Genomic DNA, 21696 nt, shown 5'->3' with positions numbered 1-21696 from the left:
GGTGGATCAGGAAATTTGAACAACACTTATAAGTGATATTTTGCTCCCCAAATGATGTTATAAACATCAATATATGGAGTATTTTATGGCACGTAGACCAAGAAGAAATCATTCAAATGATTTTAAAGCTAAGGTAGCACTTGCTGCGATTAAAGCAGAAAAAACACTTGCTGAATTGAGTGCTGAATTTGATGTTCATCAAAACCAAATTATCGACTGGAAAAATCAACTGATTTCAGCTTCCTCGCAAGCTTTCGATCAATCAAAAGCTCCAACAGAACCACCCATCGATCTAAAAAAACTACATGCAAAAATCGGTGAGCAGGCATTAGAAATTGATTTTTTAGAAGGTGTGTTGAAGAAACTGGGCCGCTTCAACCACAAAAGTTAATCGATGACTCACTTCAGATTTCAGTATCTAAGCAAGCTCAGCTGCTGAAAGTCTCCCGTGGTTGTTATTACTATCGCCCAAAACCTGTGAGTGCATCAGATCTGAAGCTGATGCGGTGTATGGATGAGTTACATATGCAATACCCTTTTGCAGGTAGCCGTATGATGCGTGATTTGTTGAATCGTCAAGGACATCATATAGGACGACGTCATACACGTACTTTAATGAAGAAAATGGGCATTAATGCGTTATATTGCAAACCAAATTTAAGCCAGGCTAATCAAGCTCACCGCAAATATCCATATCTGCTCAAAGGATTGGCTATTCAGCGCAGTAATCAAGTGTGGTCTACGGATATAACGTATATCCCTATGGCAAAAGGCTTTGTTTATTTATGTGCTGTGATTGATTGGCATAGCCGCAAGGTACTTGCGCATAGAGTATCGATTAGTATGGAGGTTACATTTTGCATAGAAACATTAAATGAAGCTATTGAAAAATATGGTCGACCTGAAATATTTAATACAGACCAAGGCAGTCAGTTTACCAGTGATGCATTTATTGATGTATTGAAATCAAATGACATCCAAATCAGCATGGATGGTAAAGGTCGATGGGTTGATAATGTGATGGTTGAACGATTATGGCGGAGCGTTAAATATGAAGAGGTGTATCTCAAAGCCTACAGCAATGTTTTGGATGCGAAGAAGCAATTAAACGCATATTTTGAATTTTATAATTTGAAACGACCTCATTCGAGTCTGGACAAAATGACTCCAGATGAGTTTTACTATGACCAGCTACCACAACAAAATAAGGTAGCTTAACTAGAGCAGAGTATCACTTATAAATAAGCTTTTAGTTGTTCAAACATGTGGGACCACCTCTCTGAGCATTTAAAAAAATTAATACCAGACTCACAGCGTATTAGCTATATCGCCTCACAACTTTCTTTTCTTTTAGAAGGTTCTATGGCAAGAGCTGGTCTAGAAGGTAGTAGCCGTCAACTTCAATTAGCGAGGCAAATGGCAGAAGATATTTTAGATCGAGAATGCCAACATGATTAGCCTTATTAAAAATAGTAGTTATGGTGGCACAATTGCAATTTTAGTTGCCTCTGTTTTGTGGGGGACAACAGGAACTGCGGCAGCATTTGCCCCAACACTTGGACCACTGGCAATTGGTGCTGTAGCGATGGGCGGTGGAGGCCTTTTACAAGCTCTGGTTGCATCACGAGCTATACGGGAAAACCGGCAATTTATTAGGCGTAATATTCCTATTATTCTTTTGGGCATTGCAGCAGTTGGGATATATCCCTTAGCTTTTTATTCATCCATGCATTATGCCGGAATTACGATTGGTACAGTGGTTTCAATTGGTTCGGCTCCACTCATTGCAGCAGTTTTAGAGCGATTCTTTGACCGTAAAGTTTTATCTAAAACATGGTTCCTGAGTTTTGTGTTTGGTGTTATGGGAGTAAGTTTATTATCTATGGGTGAAAGCCACACAGCACAAGAGAGCACAAATGAATGGAATAAAATCTTTGGTATTTTTCTTGGGCTGGTAGCGGGAGCAACATATTCACTTTATTCATGGGCTGCAAAAAGATTAATAGACCGAGGTATTGCTGCTAAAGCTGCAATGGGCATGATTATGGGTGGCGGAGCAGTTATTTTACTTCCTACTTTGTTGCTTACAGGGGGCGGTTTATTAGAGAGCTCAACAAATTTACTTGTGGCTGGCTATATGATGCTAATTCCTATGTTCCTCGGTTATTTACTTTTCGGCTTTGGGCTAAAGACTGTAAATGCGAGCAAAGCGACTACGTTAACTTTATCTGAGCCTTTAGTTGCTGCGATTTTTGCGATTGTGTTGGTGGGTGAACATGTATCATGGGGGGGCTGGCTAGGCATGTTTTTGATTTTCATTTGTATTTTGATGTTATCAAAGCCTGAAAATACATAAAAATGAAAACTTTTACTGGCTTGAGTTTAAATCAAATTTTTCTTAGTCTTAAAGCCAAGTTTTATCGTTGATTTAGACAATGAAAATAAAATTAATGCTTGTGGCGAGTTTATGGAGTTTTGCATCGCCGAGTTTTGCTTTAGATTTAGTTGAAACTTATGAGCGCGCAAAGCAAAATGATCCGACATGGCAAGCGAATCAACAACAATTTGAAGCAGATCAGCTCAATTTAGGCTTAGCAACTGGTGCTTTATTGCCTACAGTCACCTTATCTGGAAAGATTAATCGTAATAGCCAAACCGTAAAGCGTTCAAATTTTCCCGGTGTTGATCAAGAGGGACTGTCCGATGCTTTGGTAAGTAATACATCAACAACCAAACAAGCAACTTTATCTGCTCGTCAGCCTCTTTTTCGTATGGATGCATGGGAAGGTTATAAACAAGTTAAAACCTCAGTTGCTCTTAGTGAAATTACTTTACGCCTGCAAAAACAAGATCATGTTTTAAACGTGGCAGAAGCCTATTTTAATGTACTACGTCAGCAGGCACTTACCGCTGCATATTTACAAGAAGAAAAGGCTTTACTTGAACAACTCAATATGATGAATGCCAAGCTTAAAGAAGGTTTGGTGGCACGTAGTGATGTAAGTGAGGCAAATGCCCAGTATCAAAATGCCAGAGCCAACCGTATTGCAACTAATGTTCAACTTCTTTTAGCTCAAGAACAGCTCTCTGAATATATTGGCCCTTATCAAGATAAGCTTGCAGTACTGCGAAGTGATTTTACTTTTCAAAAGCCTTATCCAGCCCAGCTTGATGACTGGATTGGCTTAGCCCAACAACAAAATCTAAAGATTCAGCAAGCCCGTTTACAAAAGCGATATGCTGAAGATCAACGCCGTGTGGAAAAAGCTGCACTTTATCCACAAATAGATGCTGTGGCGAGTTATGGTTATACCAAACAAACACCAGAAACACTGATTTCGACTGACGGGAAGTTTGACCAAGTGGGCGTAGAGATGAACTGGAATTTATTTAATGGAGGACAGACCCGAACCTCTATTAAAAAAGCCACTATAGATTTAAATAAAGCGCAATCCCAGCTCGATGCGGCCATTCGCCGTGCCAATGTTGATGTGAAAAGCGCTTTTATGCAGGTGGATACCGACCGTGCAAAACTTGAAGCAAGAAAGGCGGCAATGGACTCTTCTTCACTTGTCTCTCAAGCCTCAAAAGCAAGTTATAACGAGGGCTTAAAAAGTATGGTCGATGTTTTATTAGCACAGCGTAATGCTTTTTCAGCAAAACAGGATTATCTTAATGCTCAATATGACTATTTATTAAATGTATTACGTTTAAAAGCGGCTGTAGGTCAGCTAGGAGAAAAAGATCTGGTCGAATTAAACAGCTGGTTAACGTATCAGTAATAAAAAAATGCTTTTATCTGAAATTTAATTTTGTCATAAAAATTTAATGATTGATGTGTTTTAATGCTCAATCATTTTATCTCTGCGCCATCATGTTGGAGGCTTCCCTTGAGTCCGAGTAATCCGGTGTTAAGCCATCATATTTCTTCTCAATTTAATGAAGATTTGCAAGATGTGAACACAAAGTTTATGACCATGGGTGGCTTGGTCGAACAACAGGTTGCCAATGCAATTCATTCTTTGCTTGATACAGATGCGAATTTAGCAATTGATGTTCAATTTAAAGATAATGCAGTCAATCAATATGAGCGTGATATTGATGAAGGTCTGACACTGATTTTGGCGCGTCGCCATCCAGCCGCAATTGACTTGCGTATGGTGATTGCAATGAGCAAAGCCAATACCGACCTTGAGCGTATTGGTGATGAAGCTGCAAAAATTGCCCGTATTGCGCAAAATCTATGTGAAGAGGGTGGATCCCCTCGTGGTTACATGGAACCCCGCCATATTGGTAACCAAGTACGAGTTATGATTCATGATGCTCTCGATGCTTTTGCACGTTTAGATGCCGATCAAGCTTTACGTGTACTTTTAGCAGATGCCGACATCGACCGTGAATATCAGTCAGCAACACGTACTTTAATGACTTATATGATTGAAGATCCGCGTCATATTGCACGTGTAATTAACGTGATGTGGGTTTTACGTTCTTTAGAGCGTATTGGTGACCATGCTCGTAACATTGCTGAACAAGTGATTTACATGGCAAAAGGTTTTGATGCTCGCCATACTAAAATTGAAGAAATTGAAGCAAAAGTTCACGAAAAGTAATACTTGAGTTGAAGTATCGAAAGGCCTTGTTTGAAACAAGGCTTTTTTTATTTTTTAGAAATAATAGATAAAAAAATGTCCCGAACTTTGGGGGGAAGTTCAGGACAGAAAATCAAGTGCATTAAGAGAAAACACGACAGGGATCGTGTCTTACTTGCTATGAATTGATATTAAGGTGTGAGCCAATTTATGTCATGTAGAGTCCTGTGCGCTCTATGTAAGACTTTATATGTTTGTGTAAGTTTCACGTAAAAAAAGGCAGGTCTATGTATATAAACCCGCCTTTTTAATGATGATGAACTTAGAAAAAACGAATTATTCTGGCTTCCAACCTTCTGCTTTTTCAACGCTTTCATCATTATTGAAGAACTTCTCACGTTGTTCTTCAAGGAATTTTTTCGCTTCTGGATCAAAAACGTTTAAACGCTTTTCATTAATTAGCGTAGTTTGATGTTGTAGCCATTCTTGCCATGCTTGCTTAGAAACATTTTCAAAAAATTCTTGGCCTTTAGCACCCGGAAACGGAGCAAAGTCTAATCCTTCCATTTCCTTTTGATATTTACGGCAAAATACTTGTCGACTCATTTTGTATCCTTAAGCGTATAACTGTTCTAGACGTTTATGGGCACGGGCAATCGCAGCTTCAACCTGTTTTGGTGAAGTTCCGCCAATATGATCACGTGCATTTACCGAAGCTTCTAGTGTCAAAGCTTTATCAAATACATCTGCTGTAATTAGGTCAGAGAATTGTTGTAATTGCTCAAGTGTTAACTCAGATAAATCTTTTTCTTCAGCCACACCTAATGCAACAGCTTTACCCACAATTTCATGCGCATCACGGAACGCAACGCCTTTTTTCACTAAGTAGTCAGCAAGGTCTGTAGCAGTCGAGAACCCGCGAAGTGCAGCTTCACGCATGATTTCAATATTTGGAACCAATGCAGGAATCATGTCTGCAAATGCCATGAGTGAACCACGAACCGTATCGATTGCATCAAATAAAGGTTCTTTATCTTCTTGGTTGTCTTTGTTGTACGCCAATGGCTGACCCTTCATGAGCGTAAGTAAGCTAATCAAGTCACCAAACACACGGCCAGATTTACCACGGATGAGTTCTGGAACATCAGGGTTTTTCTTCTGTGGCATGATTGAAGAACCAGTACAGAAGCGATCAGGAATATTCACAAATTTAAACTGTGCAGAAGTCCAAAGAATAAGTTCTTCAGACATACGTGATAAGTGCATCATGATTAAAGATGCTGCTGCATTAAATTCGATGGCAAAATCACGGTCAGATACAGCATCAAGAGAGTTTTCAGATACAGCTTCAAAACCGAGTAACTCGGCTGTATAAGCACGGTCAATCGGGTAGGTTGTACCAGCAAGCGCAGCTGAGCCAAGTGGCATACGGTTTACACGTTTACGGCAGTCTTGAAGACGCTCAGTGTCACGAACCAACATTTCAAACCATGCCAATAAGTGATGGCCGAAAGTTACTGGTTGAGCTGTTTGCAAATGAGTGAAGCCAGGCATAATAGTGTTTACATTTTTGGCAGCCAAGCCCAACAAACCTTTTTGTAAACGTTCTAATAAACCTAAAATATCATCAATTTCGTCGCGAATATAAAGACGGATATCCGTTGCAACTTGGTCATTACGACTACGGCCAGTGTGTAATTTTTTACCTGTAATGCCGATACGTTGAGTCAAACGTGATTCAATGTTCATGTGAACATCTTCAAGATCGATACGCCATTCAAAGTTTCCAGCTTCAATTTCTGCGCGAATGGTGCTTAAACCTTCAATAATGTCGTCTCGTTCTGCTTCTGTCAGTACGCCAACTTTCGCAAGCATGGTAGCATGCGCAATAGAACCAGCGATGTCTTGCTTATAAAAACGTTGGTCAAACTGAACAGAGGCAGTAAATTCTGCTACAAAAGCGTCTGTCGCTTCAGAAAAACGACCACCCCACATACCTGAGGTTTGGTTTGGGGCTGCTGAATTAGGGGGATTTGAAGATGTGGTCATGGTGGCTCAGTAAAATAAAAAAGAGTATATCACTTGCCGAAGCTCAACAAACAAAGTTGTTTTCTACAGCATATCGAAATCAAAATTCCTCCTATTTTTTTACGAAAATTGATCGTTGGCAACACTTATTAGAATTAATTATTGCAAGTAATGTTTTGGCATTGGTTCTAGCCTTGGCGGAAGCGCAGTCTTGGCACGCATTAAGTGGGACACGCCTTTTACAATATATGATTTTTATTAACTGGGTGATTTTGTCTTTTTTTGCTTTAGTTGAGTATTTTCAAAATTTTTTTAGTCAGCTTCAGCAAAAATATGCTTTGGCCATTGGTTTTGTCTTGTTGCAAGCGATTGTGGTGGCGACCACCATCATAACTAATTTTTTTCAATTCGGAATTTTGAAAAGGATGTCTGCTACAGGACAGGACTGGAGTATTTATTTTACTCATGTCCCATTATATTTAAGTTATGGAATATTACTTGGAGCATTTTGTTTGCGCTATTTATATGTTCGGGAACAATGGTTGCATCAACAATATGCAGAATTAAATGCCCGTATTCAGGCTATGCAAGCACGCATTCATCCTCATTTTTTATTTAATAGTTTAAATAATGTGGTGAGTTTAATTACGATAGACCCAGATAAAGCAGAAAGCATGCTGATTAGTCTGTCACGTTTATTTAGAGCGAGTTTTCAGGAATTAAAATTGGTAAGCTTGTATGAAGAAATTGAGCTTAGTAAACAATATTTAATAATTGAACAAATACGTTTAGGTGAGCGTTTACAAGTTGACTGGAAAATGGAAATTGAACCTTTGCAATTAAAGCAGGTCACGATTCCTTTATTGACATTACAACCTTTGTTAGAGAATAGTATTTTTCATGGGGTCGAACCAATGATAGGTAAAGCAACCATTGGGGTATTGGTTGAAATATTGCAAAATCAGGTCAGTATAGTCATTACCAACCCTTATACAGACGATACAATAAAATCACGGAAAGGGCATGGAATCGCTCTTGAAAATGTTAAGCAACGCTTGAAGGCGTATTATGGGAACTCTGTTAGGTTCCAGGTGTATAAGGGTGAAACTTTATATACCACTATTATGAGCTATCACTACCAATCAAAATAATAAGTCAGTCAGAGTTAACCATAAAAAAATGGACCAAGTTAACGGTGACAAGGAGGATGAATGAAGGTGCTAATTTGTGATGACGAGCCACTTGCAGTGGAACGATTATCACGTTTAGTTTCAAAGATGGGACATGATGTTGTCGCAACAGCTCATCATGGCCAAGATGCCTTGGAACAGGCACGGCTTCATCAACCGGATGTGATTTTACTTGATATCCAAATGCCGGGTATGAATGGTCTCGTCTGTGCGGAGCAATTAAGTCAGCTTAATCCTCGACCTGCTATCGTATTTTGCACAGCCTATGATCAACATGCTCTAGATGCATTTAAATCACAGGCACAAGCTTATCTTCTTAAACCGATTGACCCTCAAGAACTTGAGCAGGTTTTTAAGCAATTAACTCAACTTACTCAAGCGCAGCTCAGTGCCTTACCTAATCCTACGCTTTTGCAGGATTTAAAAACGCAAAGACATCAAATTGCTGCTAAAACCTATCGCGGTGTTGAGCTAATTCCTGTTGAAAATATCTATTATTTTTTGGCAGATCAGAAATATGTCACGGTACGACATAAAAATGGCAATGTCTTGATTGATGAAACGCTAAAAGAACTTGAAACTGAATTTGCAGATCAGTTTATTCGTATTCATCGAAATGCTTTGGTCTCAATTGCTTATTTAGATGGTTTAGAGCTTGTGAGTTCAGGTCAGTATCAGGTTCGATTACGTGGCTTGGATGAAAGACTTTCTGTAAGCCGCCGTCATTTATCTACCCTTAGAGAGCGAATACACCAACTTTAACGAGTCAGCATCCTATTTTGTCAGTGAGATTTTACTTGCAATTTTAAGGGATCAAGTTAAGTTTAGGGTGTATTGTTTGACCAGCCCATGCTTGAATTTATGAAAACCTTGAAAATTGCTACACGACAAAGCCCACTTGCTCTTTGGCAGGCAGAACATATTCGTGCCCGTTTACAGGAGCTTCACCCAGATTTAACGGTGGAGTTGGTTAAGTTTGTCACGCAGGGCGATAAAATTTTAGATACACCTTTAGCAAAAATTGGTGGTAAAGGGTTGTTCGTTAAAGAGTTGGAAGCAGCACTTTTAGATGGTCGTGCCGACCTTGCTGTACATTCAATGAAAGATGTTCCGATGGCATTACCGGAAGGTTTAACTTTAGCGGTCATTTGCGAACGTGAAGATCCTTTAGATGCTTTTGTTTCGAATCAATTTGAAAAATTTGCTGATTTGCCGCAAGGAGCAAAAGTTGGCACCTCAAGTTTACGTCGTAAATCACAAATTTTAAAACAACGTCCAGATCTACAAATTATTGATTTACGTGGAAATGTTGGAACTCGTCTAAGTAAGTTAGATGATGGTCAATACGATGCGATTATTTTGGCGAGTGCTGGTTTAAAACGTTTAGGGTTAGAAGAACGCATTCGTCACTGTATCGAGCCAAGTGTAAGTTTGCCTGCGGTTGGGCAGGGCGCTCTTGGTTTAGAATGTCGTGCAGATGATCAAGACGTATTGGCTTTAATACAACCTCTTTTACATACAGAGACTGATGTTTGTGTGCGTGCTGAGCGTGCTTTTAATGCCTATCTTGAAGGTGGTTGTCAGGTACCGATTGCGGGCTATGCAACCTTACAAGATGGCAAAATTCATATTGAAGGTCGCGTCGGAAGTCCTGATGGGCAAACATTACTGCGTGCTGAACTCACAGATGAAGCACACAATGCTCAGCAATTAGGTGAAAACCTTGCTCGAAACTTACTTGAACAAGGCGCTGGCGATTTATTAAAGGCCCTTTACTAACGTTATGCTGTTTATTAATACTCGACCTGATTCACGTGCGGCTGAATTAACTCAAGCTTTGCAAAATAAGGGGTTTCAGGTCGAGTCTTTACCTCTTTTAGAGCTGGTTGCTCAACCTTTTTTAGAATCACTCGCTCAACTCTATCAGCAGTTATCTGGCGCACAAGCGATTGTAGTTGTGAGCCCCACTGCTGTTGATGTGGGGATGCAATATTTAAAGCAAAGTGGTTTAAAGCTAGACGACTTAAAACATATTCAGTGGATTGCGGTCGGACAGGCTACGGCACATCGTCTTTATGAATATGGAGTTGAAGCACATGTTCCAGATGTTGAAACGTCTGAAGGCATGCTCAATCTTCCTATTCTTCATAATATGCGACAGACGGGTAGTGTGGCTTTTTGGAGAGGTGAAGGTGGCCGTCAATTTATGATGGAAACTTTGCAGCAGCAAGGCATTCAGATTTTGAATTTTGTTCTATATCGCAGGCAGTGCCCAGAAGTTTCATATTCAAAGTTCAAACATCTGACACAGAATTCAAATTATAATTTAGAAAAATGGCTTGTCTTAATTACCAGTGAGGCAAGCTGGAAATATTGGTTAGAGCTTTGTTTAAAAAATAATGTACAACCTGATTGTGTATATTTGGTTTTAGGGCCACGTCTTTTTCAACTTGTAAAAAAATATCGCGATCAACAACAGGCCTATTTTCACATTATTCAACTTGAAAATTTATCGCCTTCGGGGATGATTCATCACATTCAGGCATTATAAGGATTCGTATGAGAAAACTTGTTTCTATCATCATTTTGCTGAGCATCGCTTGGTTGGCTAAGCTCAGTTACGATATGTGGCAAATTTCTCGTACTGTTCCTGAGCTTCAGCAGAGCTTACTGCAATCGGAGCAGCAGTATGCCAATTTAAATGATCAATTGGTGGCATTAAAAAGACAAACACAGACTCAGTCGAGTAGTGACGTTCAAACAGCACCTTTAACAAATCATGAAATCATTCATACTGGTATTGCGCCAACGGTGGTCATTAAACAAAAATTAGATTTAATTCAGTTTGCGATAGATCAACAACAGTTTATTTTTGCGGTAGATCATTTAACTCAGCTACAACAATCCTTATCACAATATGAAATTGCCCCGGCATTACAACACAGTTTAAATCAGGCGATTGAACAGGATAAACAGGCAATACAGCAATACGTAATTGCTCAAAATCAGCGTCATCAATTGATTGATGATTTACTGCAAACTATTGATAAGAATATTCAACAAGCATTAGCTCAACCTAAACTTGAAATGGATCAATCCGAGGCAGTGTCTTGGTGGAAAAAATGGTTCCGTATTGAAAAAGTAGAAACGCCGTCTATTAATTTAATGAATCGAAGTGTTGTATTTAAAGAAGTGCAATTAAGACTCTTAATTGCTGAGCAGGCACTAAATCAAGGAAAGATGGCAGAGTATCAAAATGAGCTGCAATCAGTAATGCAAAAACTAAATGAACTGCCAGACGCCACCAGTCAACAATTGAAAAACCGTATTGCTAAAGTGGCTCACTTATCTATCGTGCCTGTGCCTAAATTATCAACTCTTGGTCTATTAGGCTCATAAGGAGGACATATGAAACATCTCCTATGGGTTTATCTACTCATTAGCTTAGTACTTTTTGCGGCTTTAGCTTTATTGAGTTATGGCTACGGCATGGGTTACGTCTATATCTACTGGCGTCAATTGCAACTGCAAACAAATGTGTGGGGCTTAGTCCTTACCTTTGTTGTGATGAGTTTTATTGCTCAGTTAATATGGCTTTGGATTAAACGTTATTCCTCGCGTGAACAGAGGAAAAGAGAAAATATTTTTCAATTTAAAAACCTTCATCCTTATGAGCAATTAGGTATTGTCTGGCTATTAGAAGCGGCCGAAGACCAACGGGTATTTATCGAACGCGTTTTTACTCAGTCGGGCCTTTTAAAAAATATTATTGATGCCAAGTTTTTGGTTTTAAGTGGAGATTATCAAAAAGCATTAGATGCTTTAGATCAATCCCCACCAATGGCTTTTGAATTAGCCGAGTTGCAGCGTATTGAAATATTTTTAGCTCAAAATGAAGCTGAACGTGCATTAACTCATCTTGAGTTTCTATATCAACATCAATTATCACCTTGGCTTGAAGAGATCGAGACTGCATATCAACAACGATTAACCGCGTTATGGGGGCAGCTTGCTTTACAGCAACCATGGGTATATTTGCGTTCAATGAAGTATGGATTATTGGATGCTGAGCATCGTGATTTATGGTTGCAACAGCTTCTTCAACAATTCGATCAAGCTTCGGTAGACGATTTACATGCACTGCAACAGCGCTATCTAGATTTAGAGTCTGAAATTCAAACCAGACCTTATAGTAGTAAATTGCTATGGCTAAAACTTTTGGCACGTATGCCAGAAATGAGTATTCAGCATGAAGCATTAACCTTGCATTTACTCAAAGAGCAATTTGATCCAGACGTATTTTACTTATGGTTTCAGCAACAATTGCTTAAGCAGGTTCCTGACTATGCAGATGTTGAGGAAAAGATTAATCAATTCGAATCTCAATATATGAATTTGCCGGTTTTAACATTTGCAAAATGGCATGTTTACATGGCAACGGAGCGTCAAGCTGAAGCGGAAATATTATTAAGTTTATACCCAGATAATATTTTAATGAGCTATTTACGTATTAAATCAACCTTAAAAGAAGATGATGAGTTAATCAAACAGTTAAACCTAATCTTTGAAAATGATGCGAATTTTTTAAAATTTAAAATATGAGGTAAAAATGAAAGAACTGTCTGTCTACCCTGTAATATACGACCAGAAAGTAGCATGGGGAGATATGGATGCTTTTGGTCATGTCAATAATGTACAATATTATAGATATATTGAAAGCTCACGTATTTTATATATGGAAAATGTAAATATATTGACCCCAAATATATATACTGTTGTTGCTTCAAGTCAGTGCAAATATTTAAAACCTGTGTTTTATCCAGATGTATTGAAAGTAGGGGTTCGTGTAGAAGAGATGCGCAATAGCGCATTCCGTATGGCTTATATATTATGGAGTGAAACGCAGCAGCAAATCGTTGCTGCAGCTGAAGCAGTAATGGTTTGTGTAGATAAATCTACAGGTTTAAAATGTGAAATACCAAATGAAGTAAAAAGTAAAATTATTGAATTAGAAAAATCAGTAGGACATGACTTAATACATTTAGCTTAAATAAATATTAAGAAAATATATTTCAATTATAATTATTAATGTAATTAAAAAGTAAATTTATAGCATTATTCTGACGAACTCGTCTTTCAAACTATTGCTTATTGAATAGATTATAAATACTATTGGTTATGATTTAATGTTTTTAAATTTTGTCTGTATTATTTGAATTGTCTGTAAGACTGGAGTATTTATTAATGAAACCGGATATTAGTGAATTATCTGTTGAAGAGTTAAAACGCTTACAAGAAGAAGCAGAAGCTTTAATTGCAAGCAAAAAAGATCAAGCAATTGAAGATGCATATAATCAAATTATCGAGATTGCTGAAAATGTAGGTTTTAGTGTTGAACAACTTCTTGAGTTTGGTGCTCAAAAACGTAAGAAAACAACACGTAAATCTGTAGAACCACGCTACCGTAACAAAAACAACTCTGAAGAGACTTGGACTGGTCGCGGTAAACAACCACGCTGGTTAGTTGCTGAAATCGAAAAAGGTGCAAAACTTGAAGATTTCTTAATCTAATTGTATTGCTTCTTAAAAAGCCAAGCGATTTAGCTTGGCTTTTTTATTTTAAAAAGAATTAAAACTTTTATTTAAAAAATAAAGTATTCAATAAAGTGTTTAAATTCCTGAATAAATACATTGTTGAGACTAAATTTGCATTTAGTGAGATCAATCGTCAATTTTCATGATTTTGTCATACGTACAACTTATAGTCTTTAAGAAGACGCCAAGCCTGATTGCTTGGTTTTTTTATATGAAGTGAATTGGCGATGTTGAAAAAGTATGCATAATGTCAGACTAGAGAGGAACTCTCATATAAGGACGATAATTTGCATGTTGGTAAGGCTGAATGAAGAAAAAGTCTAAGCAATGGAAGTGGTGGTTTTTTGCCCTCATTGCATTTTTAATTTTTATTATTTTACAGATTCCGGCGACTTGGCTTATCTCTAAATTTTCAAAAAATAATCAAACTGTCCATAATGTAAGTGGCAACATCTGGCAGGGGCAAGCAGACTGGCATCGTGGTGCTTTACGGGGAACCATTCACTGGAAAACGAGACCTCTAGATTTACTTTTATTACGCTTTGCTGCAGATTTTGATATTCATAGCGGTAATACACAATTAGCGGGAATCATGGCATATGGTTTTGGCAAAAAAGTAATTGTACGAAATATGAATGGTCAAGTTGCTCCAGAAACACTGAAGCAGATTGTGAACTGGCAATGGCCTGTAAATAGTATTCAACTTAAAGATATCCAATTTAATTATAAAAAAGAGCAAGGCTTTGCAGCGGTTGATGGACAGTTGCATTGGGGTGGTGGAGCGCTAGTTTATAATATTGGTGATCGTCAAGATCGTATGAACATGCCTTCTTTAAGTGGGCAGTTGGCTGACCACAATGGACAGCTACAAGTTGACATCCGTGATCAGCGAAATCAAAAAATGGCGAATCTTTTACTTGATGCCAATATGATGCTTGATGTTCAACTCACGCAGCGTTTATTGCTTAACGTTCCATCTTATGACGGAAAAGCTGGTTTAGACACTTTTGTCATTAGTTCTCGCCAACCATTACTACAAGGTGGTAACTAATGAAAGCATGGCTTGATAAATTACAGCAATTACAATGGCAAAAGCTAGATCGACTTAGTGTAGTCGTCTTAGCCATTTTAATTTTATGGTTGTGTTGGAAATTGGCTTCATTTTTTTGGTTGGTGATTGCTCCTCCACAAATGATGCAGTTTGATCGGGTAGAGCTCGGTTCTCAGCAGGCACAAATACCAAACATTAGTACTTTTTCACTTTTTAATGAACCTTCTGCCAATGCGGCTCAGGAAAGTGTGAATCTAGAATTACAAGGCGTAATGGTGGGTTATCCAAACCGCTTCTCTTCGGCTGTTATTAAAGTTGATAATATTGCTGAGCGTTATCGGGTTGGTGAAACCATTGGTTCTACTTCTTACCAACTGGCAGAAGTTTATTGGGATCATGTGGTGTTACGTCAAGGAAATGGCAGTACCCGCGAACTTGAGTTTAAAGGTTTGCCAAATGGTTTATATCAACCGATGACGCCAGATGCTTCACAACAACAACCTACTACACCTTCTCAACCTGCGGCACCTGTAAATACGACTCAACAAGCCCTAGGGCAAGCGATTCAGCAGATGCAAGGTAACCGAGAGCAGTACCTCAAAGATATGGGGGTCAGTGGCAACTCAAGTGAAGGTTATGAAGTTACAGAACGTACACCGACTGCGCTTAGAAATAAGTTAGGTTTAAGACCTGGCGATCGAATTGTCTCTTTAAATGGTCAAACGGTTGGGCAAGGGCAAACGGATGTGCAATTACTTGAACAAGCTCGTCGAGCAGGGCAAGTAAAAATAGAAATAAAACGTGGTGATCAAGTGATGACCATACAACAAAATTTTTAGTGATAACACGTCACCATAAGAGTTAGGAAATATCGCGAGTTATGGCTTTATTGAATCATCAACGTCCACTTTGGGCATTACTTGCAGCAGCCCCATTGATTGCGACAGTGAGTAGCAGTGCCTATGCCCAAACATGGAAGATCAATTTACGTGATGCTGACTTAACTGCCTTTATTAATGAAGTTGCAGACATTACAGGAAAGAACTTCGCTGTAGATCCAAGAGTACGTGGTAATGTCACGGTTATTTCTAATAAGCCATTAAATAAAGATGAAGTTTATGACCTATTTCTTGGGGTTTTAAATGTAAATGGGGTTGTTGCAATTCCTTCTGGTAATACGATTAAGCTTGTGCCGGATAGCAACGTTAAAAACTCAGGAATTCCTTATGATGCTAGAAATAGGGTTCGTGGAGATCAAATCGTTACACGAGTGATTTGGCTTGAAAATACTAATCCAAATGACTTAATTCCAGCACTTCGCCCTTTAATGCCCCAGTTTGCGCATATGGCTGCGATTGCAGGGACCAATGCACTGATTGTTTCGGACCGTGCCGCAAATATCTATCAGCTTGAAAATATTATTCGTAACTTAGACGGGACTGGGCAAAACGATATTGAAGCGATCAATCTTCAGTCGAGCCAAGCAGAAGAAATCATCACACAACTTGAAGCAATGAGCGCAACAGGTGCATCTAAAGATTTTAGTGGTGCTCGTATTCGTATTATTGCAGACAACCGAACAAACCGTATTTTAGTAAAAGGTGATCCAGAAACACGTAAGCGCATTCGTCATATGATTGAAATGCTGGATGTGCCTTCTGCTGATCGTTTGGGTGGCTTAAAAGTTTTTAGACTAAAATATGCGAGTGCTAAAAATTTATCAGAAATTTTACAAGGACTAGTCACTGGTCAAGCAGTATCTTCTTCTGGCAACAATAAGAACTCATCTAATTCATCAAATTCGATTAATGGTTTGATTGGGAATAACCAAAATTCTAGTTCAAACACGTCGGGTTCAAATGGTAGTTCAATATCTACCCCATCAATCAACCTAAATGGTAATTCAAACAATAGTAATCAGAACAATATCACCAGCTTTAACCAAAATGGTGTAAGTATCATTGCAGATAATGCTCAGAACTCATTGGTGGTTAAAGCTGATCCCCAATTAATGCGTGAAATTGAATCTGCAATTCAACAACTAGACGTCCGTCGTCAACAAGTGCTCATCGAGGCCGCAATTATTGAAGTCTCTGGAGATGATGCAGATCAACTTGGAATTCAATGGGCACTTGGCGATTTATCTAGTGGAATTGGTTTACTTAGCTTTAGTAATGTAGGGGCGAGTTTATCTTCTATAGCTGCTGGTTATTTATCGGGTGGTACGGCTGGAGCTGCATCTGCTATCGCTAATGGAGCTAATAAAGGTAATGGTGCAACTTTAGGATTGGGTAATTTTGATAACTCTCGTAAGGCGTATGGTGCATTAATTCAAGCTCTCAAAACCAATACAAAATCAAACTTACTTTCAACGCCATCCATTGTAACGATGGATAATGAAGAAGCTTATATTGTTGTAGGTCAAAACGTTCCATTTGTCACAGGATCAGTCACTACCAATAGTACGGGTATTAATCCATACACTACTGTGGAACGCAAAGACGTCGGTGTAACATTAAAAGTTATTCCACATATTGGTGAAGGCGGTACAGTGCGTCTGGAAGTAGAGCAAGAGGTCTCTGCTGTTCAGGATAGTCGTGGGCAAGCTGCTGACTTGGTGACAAGTAAACGTGCTATTAAAACAGCTGTTTTGGCGGAACATGGGCAGACTGTAGTGCTGGGTGGTTTGGTATCAGATGACACATCACTTTCAAGGCAAGGTATACCAGGATTGAGTAGTATCCCTTATGTGGGGCGATTATTCCGATCGGATAATAGAAGTAATGTAAAACGTAATCTACTTGTCTTTATTCACCCAACAATTGTAGGCGATGCGAATGATGTTCGCCGTTTATCTCAGCAGCGCTATAATCAGCTTTATAGCTTGCAATTGGCTATGGATAAAAATGGTAATTTCGCAAAATTACCTGAGCAGGTTGATGATGTTTACAATCAAAAAATGACACCACCAAGTATTGGAACTCAATCCAAAAATTATCAACAGGTTCCATCAGGTGGAAAAAGCACGACCATAACCACACCAGTGGCGGTAGAGCCTGCTGTTCAGAAACAGACCTTGCAATTACCTGATCCGGAAGTGAATCGAACTAAAAATACAGTAACAACAACGACACTGCGTCCAAGCACGGCACCGTAGTAGCATGTTATGATTGATAAAAAATGAATAGGACATAGGCATGACTTGGAAACTACAAGCAATTACTGGTGAATTTACTGGTCAAGAAATTAGTATTGATCGTGATATGTTGGTGGGACGTCATCAAGATGCTGATTTGCTATTACAGGCCGCTGAAATTTCGCGTCGCCATGCGGCATTGCTTTTAAAGGACCAATTGTTATGGGTGCAAGACCTTAATTCATCAAATGGTACATTTATAAACGATATTCGTATTGAGCAAGAAAAGCAGCTGCATGATGGCGATATTGTTCAATTTGCAAGTTTTAAATTTTCAGTACTAGCGCCTGCTCAAGAAAATAATGATTTACCTGAAATTAAAGCAGAGCCAGTACAAGCTGCACCGGCACAAGATTTAAGTGATCAAGGCATGCCAAGCCTTGCAGAGCGTGCTGCAGAGGTGGAAGTTCGCCACGATGGTATGCCGCAGAATATTTCTATTCCAAAACCTGCACCGATTCCTGAAGGAGTGAATATTCATGCTCAGCCTGAGCAAACTCCGGTTGCTATTGAAGAACCTGTTTCTCGTGTAGCTGAAGAAAAAGAGCAGCAAAAGAATGCATCTATTGGTTTAATTACTATTATTATTTTAGTGATTTTGGCTGTATTGGCATGGTTATTCTTTAAATAATTCGTTGGTGCTTTTACAATCAAGGCATGCTAAACGCATGCCTTTTTAATTTTGAGTAGAAGAAAATGTCTGTTGCACAACTAAGTAAGCGCGATTTAATTTTATTTGATCTGGATGGAACCTTGGTTGATTCTGCTGCCGATTTATATCGGTCTATGAACTTAAGTCTGCAATCACTCAGTTGGCCATTAGTAACAGAAGCACAAATACGGGAATGGGTAGGCAAAGGGGCTTCAAAACTTTGTGAAAGTGTTCTGCTTCATATATTTGGAAAATTGGATGCTGAACAACATCAGGTTTTATTGCAAAAGTTTGTAGACATATATGGTGCAGAGCTGTGTGTAAATACTCAAATTTACCCAGGTGTACCTGAATTTTTGAAACATTGCCAAACTTTGAATATAAAAATGGCATGTGTTACCAATAAGCCCGTCAAGCTTGCTCAGGGACTGTTGGATGCCTTAGAGCTTTCTCCTTATTTTCAAGTTGTGCTTGGAGGAGATAGTTTACCTGAAAGAAAACCGCATCCACTACCATTATTACATTGCATGGAAAGCCTAAAAACATCTGCTTCACAGTCTTTAATGATTGGTGACTCAAGTAATGATATTGAAGCTGCCCGCCGTGCCGGAATTGATTGTATTGTGGTTAGCTATGGCTATAATCATGGAGAAAATATCTATGATTGCCAACCTCAGCAAGTTGTTGATAGTCTTGCTGAGTTAATTGTCTAATGAAGAAAATGGAGATAAGAATGAATAAGCGTATGGTTTTTCGATGGCGTGTCTAACTCGAATCTAGAAAAACACACTTTTAAATCGAAACCATATTAGAGAAGATTCATGACAACATTAGCGCAATTTGAGCAACTTAAAACTGCTGGTTACAATACTATTCCAGTCTATCGTCAACGATTGGCAGATACTGAAACTCCATTATCGGTTTTTGCCCGCTTTAAAGATCAAACACAAGCTTACTTGTTTGAATCAGTTGAAGGTGGAGAGAACTGGGCTCGCTATTCTATGATTGGATTGGGTGAATCAACAGTTTTTTCCTGCAATGCTGGTGTTTTATCTATACAGCATGCTGATGGATCAATCACACAACAAGATTGTCTAGATCCATTTCAATACATTCGTGAATTCCAAAAACAATTTAAAGTACCCCCAGCCGATCTATTACCAGATTTACCAAGCTTTACAGGCGGATTAGTAGGTTATTTGGGCTATGACGCAGTCCGTTATATCGAGCCACGTTTAAAGAATGTTCCTACAGCCGATCCAATTACGCTTCCAGATTTATGGTTGATGCTTTCAAAGACGGTTATTGTTTTTGACAATCTTAAAGATACGTTATTTTTAATTGTTCATGCGGATGCAGAGCAGAGTAACGCCTATAATGATGCTCAACAAAAATTAGATCAATTAGAACAACTGTTGGCAACACCAGTTAGTTTGCAAGCGAAGCCGCATACACCTCCACATTTTGAATCGATCACTGGTAAAGCAAAATTTTTAGAGACAGTAGAAAAAGTTAAAGAATACATTCGTGCTGGCGATGTGATGCAGGTTGTTCCAGGGCAACGCATGGTTTCCGAATTTGATGGAGAAGCTTTACAGGTTTACCGTGCATTACGTCATCTAAATCCTTCACCTTATCTATTTTTAGTTCAAGGCCAAACGATTACTGATAAAAAACCATTTCATATAGTAGGTTCTTCACCAGAAATTTTGTCTCGTTTAGAAAATGGTATTGCTACGGTTCGGCCGTTAGCGGGAACCAGACCACGCGGTAAAACTAAAGAAGAAGATATTGCACTAGAAAAAGATTTGCTTTCTGACGAAAAAGAGATTGCTGAACATTTGATGCTGATTGACCTTGGTCGAAATGATGTAGGGCGTGTATCAAAAATTGGTAAGGTCCAAGTAACAGATCAAATGGTAATTGAGCGCTATTCACATGTCATGCATATTGTTTCAAATGTGCAAGGTGAAGTGCGTGATGATATCGATGCACTTGATGTATTTAAGGCAACCTTCCCGGCAGGAACCTTATCCGGTGCCCCAAAAATACGCGCAATGGAAATTATTGATGAAGTAGAGCCCGTAAAACGAGGTGTCTTTGGTGGAGCAGTGGGATATTTAGGTTGGCATGGTGAAATGGATATGTCGATTGCAATCCGTACTTGTGTTATCCGTGATAAAAAAGTGTATGTGCAAGCTGGAGCAGGGCTTGTTGCTGACTCAAATCCAGAATCTGAGTGGAATGAAACCCAAATAAAAGCTCGCGCAGTGATCAAAGCGGTTGAATTATCATCAAACGGATTGATTTTATGAGTTTTTAGCGGTTTTTTTAAAAAAACCGCTTGCATCGTTTGGAAGTTTTGCTAAACTGCACACCGTTCCGATACGAAACGTACGAAACACTAAGAAACGCCGGCATAGCTCAGTTGGTAGAGCAACTGACTTGTAATCAGTAGGTCCACAGTTCGAATCCGTGTGCCGGCACCATTTTAAAGTGTTAAGTTGAATGAGTAAAGAACAGCACTGTAGATAAGTGCGATATTGGTGAGATTCCCGAGCGGCCAAAGGGGGCAGACTGTAACTCTGTTGCGAAAGCTTCGAAGGTTCGAATCCTTCTCTCACCACCATCCTAAACTTCGAATGAAGTGGTTATTACCAACGTTGCGGGAGTAGCTCAGTTGGTAGAGCGGCAGCCTTCCAAGCTGCATGTCGCGAGTTCGATCCTCGTCTCCCGCTCCATCGAAGGATAGTCGCTCTTATAGCTCAGTGGTAGAGCACTCCCTTGGTAAGGGAGAGGTCTCGAGTTCAAATCTCGATAAGAGCTCCAGATATTAAAGTTTGAGTGGATTTCCACAAAGTTTTCAGAAAGCAGGCTATATAGTCTGCTTTTCAAGTATTGGGTGTCTGTTTTTTAGGCGATATGTCGATAAGCTGAGTTAGTTCAGCGCCATTTGTAGTTGGTTCGACGTAAACGAGGAAGATCATCATGGCTAAAGCCAAGTTTGAACGTAATAAACCACACGTAAACGTGGGTACAATCGGTCACGTTGACCATGGTAAAACAACTTTAACTGCTGCGATTGCAACTATTTGTGCAAAAACTTACGGCGGTGAAGCGAAAGATTACTCGCAAATCGACTCAGCACCTGAAGAAAAAGCACGTGGTATTACAATTAATACTTCACACGTAGAATACGATTCTCCAATTCGTCACTACGCACACGTTGACTGCCCGGGCCACGCCGATTACGTTAAAAACATGATCACTGGTGCTGCTCAGATGGACGGCGCGATCCTTGTATGTGCTGCGACTGACGGTCCAATGCCACAAACTCGTGAACACATCCTTCTTTCTCGTCAGGTTGGTGTACCTTACATCATCGTATTCTT

Annotated in this window: 21 protein-coding genes, 4 tRNA genes and 1 pseudogene; 24 read left to right on the top strand and 2 right to left on the bottom strand. The window is 39.2% G+C overall.

Annotation, left to right across the window (positions count from 1 at the left end):
- The first annotated feature begins 73 nt into the window (after nucleotides 1–73).
- The 5 genes and pseudogenes from J576_RS19955 (at nucleotide 74) to phoU (ending at nucleotide 4613) form a co-directional block, all read left to right on the top strand.
- Nucleotides 74–1218 (top strand): IS3 family transposase gene (locus J576_RS19955; protein ID WP_085944219.1). Its coding sequence is split into 2 segments (ribosomal slippage): nucleotides 74–338 and nucleotides 338–1218, totalling 1146 coding nucleotides; the frame shifts between segments, so codons are not numbered across the junction.
- Between the two features lie 57 nt (nucleotides 1219–1275).
- Nucleotides 1276–1458 (top strand): annotated as a pseudogene (locus J576_RS18710) (TetR/AcrR family transcriptional regulator); the annotation flags it as partial.
- Nucleotides 1451–2356: a DMT family transporter gene (locus tag J576_RS18705; protein WP_002053137.1), complete on the top strand. Its 906-nt coding sequence runs from the start codon at nucleotides 1451–1453 to the stop codon at nucleotides 2354–2356. The pseudogene J576_RS18710 and the gene J576_RS18705, both read left to right, overlap by 8 nt.
- A gap of 79 nt (nucleotides 2357–2435) precedes the next feature.
- Nucleotides 2436–3782, top strand: a complete 1347-nt coding sequence (abuO, locus tag J576_RS18700; RefSeq protein WP_031951280.1) for a multidrug efflux outer membrane protein AbuO — start codon at nucleotides 2436–2438, stop codon at nucleotides 3780–3782.
- A 108-nt stretch (nucleotides 3783–3890) separates the two neighbouring features.
- Entirely contained in the window at nucleotides 3891–4613 is a 723-nt protein-coding gene (gene phoU / locus J576_RS18695; protein ID WP_031995556.1) for a phosphate signaling complex protein PhoU, read from the top strand.
- A 315-nt stretch (nucleotides 4614–4928) separates the two neighbouring features.
- Here phoU and J576_RS18690 read toward each other — a convergent pair whose 3' ends face one another.
- Nucleotides 4929–5198: an oxidative damage protection protein gene (locus tag J576_RS18690; RefSeq protein ID WP_002053140.1), complete on the bottom strand. Its 270-nt coding sequence runs from the start codon at nucleotides 5196–5198 to the stop codon at nucleotides 4929–4931.
- A 9-nt stretch (nucleotides 5199–5207) separates the two neighbouring features.
- Nucleotides 5208–6641, bottom strand: a complete 1434-nt coding sequence (gene argH, locus J576_RS18685; RefSeq protein ID WP_002053189.1) for an argininosuccinate lyase — start codon at nucleotides 6639–6641, stop codon at nucleotides 5208–5210.
- On the opposite strand from argH, the gene J576_RS18680 reads away from it, so the two are divergent.
- The 19 genes from J576_RS18680 to J576_RS18590 all read left to right on the top strand — a co-directional run.
- Nucleotides 6632–7771 carry a sensor histidine kinase gene (locus tag J576_RS18680; protein ID WP_002053148.1) on the top strand — a complete coding sequence of 380 codons (1140 nt, stop codon included), beginning with the start codon at nucleotides 6632–6634 and terminating at the stop codon, nucleotides 7769–7771. The genes argH and J576_RS18680 overlap by 10 nt on opposite strands.
- 60 nt (nucleotides 7772–7831) lie before the next feature.
- On the top strand, nucleotides 7832–8572 hold the full coding sequence (locus J576_RS18675; protein WP_002053138.1) for a LytR/AlgR family response regulator transcription factor: 741 nt from the start codon (nucleotides 7832–7834) through the stop codon (nucleotides 8570–8572).
- Nucleotides 8573–8671: 99 nt separating this feature from the next.
- Entirely contained in the window at nucleotides 8672–9589 is a 918-nt protein-coding gene (hemC, locus tag J576_RS18670; RefSeq protein ID WP_031951281.1) for a hydroxymethylbilane synthase, read from the top strand.
- A 4-nt stretch (nucleotides 9590–9593) separates the two neighbouring features.
- Nucleotides 9594–10361, top strand: a complete 768-nt coding sequence (locus tag J576_RS18665; RefSeq protein ID WP_002053165.1) for a uroporphyrinogen-III synthase — start codon at nucleotides 9594–9596, stop codon at nucleotides 10359–10361.
- 8 nt (nucleotides 10362–10369) lie between these two features.
- A complete protein-coding gene (locus J576_RS18660; RefSeq protein WP_002053161.1) occupies nucleotides 10370–11209 on the top strand; it encodes a hypothetical protein in 840 nt (279 codons plus the stop codon).
- Between the two features lie 9 nt (nucleotides 11210–11218).
- Nucleotides 11219–12412, top strand: coding sequence for a hypothetical protein (locus tag J576_RS18655; RefSeq protein WP_002053190.1), 1194 nt, complete (start codon nucleotides 11219–11221; stop codon nucleotides 12410–12412).
- Nucleotides 12413–12419: 7 nt separating this feature from the next.
- Nucleotides 12420–12860: an acyl-CoA thioesterase gene (locus J576_RS18650; protein ID WP_002053145.1), complete on the top strand. Its 441-nt coding sequence runs from the start codon at nucleotides 12420–12422 to the stop codon at nucleotides 12858–12860.
- A 194-nt stretch (nucleotides 12861–13054) separates the two neighbouring features.
- Nucleotides 13055–13381: an H-NS histone family protein gene (locus J576_RS18645; RefSeq protein WP_002053185.1), complete on the top strand. Its 327-nt coding sequence runs from the start codon at nucleotides 13055–13057 to the stop codon at nucleotides 13379–13381.
- Between the two features lie 331 nt (nucleotides 13382–13712).
- Nucleotides 13713–14456 carry a type II secretion system protein N gene (gspN, locus tag J576_RS18640; protein ID WP_002053171.1) on the top strand — a complete coding sequence of 248 codons (744 nt, stop codon included), beginning with the start codon at nucleotides 13713–13715 and terminating at the stop codon, nucleotides 14454–14456.
- Nucleotides 14456–15295 carry a type II secretion system protein N gene (locus J576_RS18635; RefSeq protein ID WP_002053163.1) on the top strand — a complete coding sequence of 280 codons (840 nt, stop codon included), beginning with the start codon at nucleotides 14456–14458 and terminating at the stop codon, nucleotides 15293–15295. The genes gspN and J576_RS18635 overlap by 1 nt, the downstream gene beginning before the upstream one ends.
- Before the next feature lie 41 nt (nucleotides 15296–15336).
- The gene (gene gspD / locus J576_RS18630) at nucleotides 15337–17613 is read left to right on the top strand and encodes a type II secretion system secretin GspD (RefSeq protein WP_002053167.1); all 2277 of its coding nucleotides are present in this window, start codon (nucleotides 15337–15339) and stop codon (nucleotides 17611–17613) included.
- 40 nt (nucleotides 17614–17653) lie between these two features.
- The gene (locus J576_RS18625; protein ID WP_002053191.1) at nucleotides 17654–18283 is read left to right on the top strand and encodes an FHA domain-containing protein; all 630 of its coding nucleotides are present in this window, start codon (nucleotides 17654–17656) and stop codon (nucleotides 18281–18283) included.
- Between the two features lie 65 nt (nucleotides 18284–18348).
- Nucleotides 18349–19017 carry a phosphoglycolate phosphatase gene (locus J576_RS18620; protein ID WP_002053177.1) on the top strand — a complete coding sequence of 223 codons (669 nt, stop codon included), beginning with the start codon at nucleotides 18349–18351 and terminating at the stop codon, nucleotides 19015–19017.
- A 108-nt stretch (nucleotides 19018–19125) separates the two neighbouring features.
- Nucleotides 19126–20619, top strand: a complete 1494-nt coding sequence (gene trpE / locus J576_RS18615) for an anthranilate synthase component I (protein ID WP_002053173.1) — start codon at nucleotides 19126–19128, stop codon at nucleotides 20617–20619.
- A 98-nt stretch (nucleotides 20620–20717) separates the two neighbouring features.
- A tRNA-Thr gene (locus tag J576_RS18610) sits at nucleotides 20718–20793 on the top strand.
- 56 nt (nucleotides 20794–20849) lie between these two features.
- Nucleotides 20850–20933, top strand: a tRNA-Tyr gene (locus J576_RS18605).
- 36 nt (nucleotides 20934–20969) lie between these two features.
- Nucleotides 20970–21045 (top strand) — tRNA-Gly (locus tag J576_RS18600).
- Nucleotides 21046–21058: 13 nt separating this feature from the next.
- A tRNA-Thr gene (locus J576_RS18595) sits at nucleotides 21059–21133 on the top strand.
- 159 nt (nucleotides 21134–21292) lie between these two features.
- Nucleotides 21293–21696 (top strand): GTP-binding protein (locus tag J576_RS18590; RefSeq protein WP_031959298.1); only part of this gene is annotated, 404 nt, incomplete at its 3' end.

Source organism: Acinetobacter sp. 766875 (assembly GCF_000582055.1).
Lineage (GTDB): Bacteria > Pseudomonadota > Gammaproteobacteria > Pseudomonadales > Moraxellaceae > Acinetobacter > Acinetobacter nosocomialis.
This window is presented reverse-complemented; position numbering and strand designations above follow the sequence as displayed.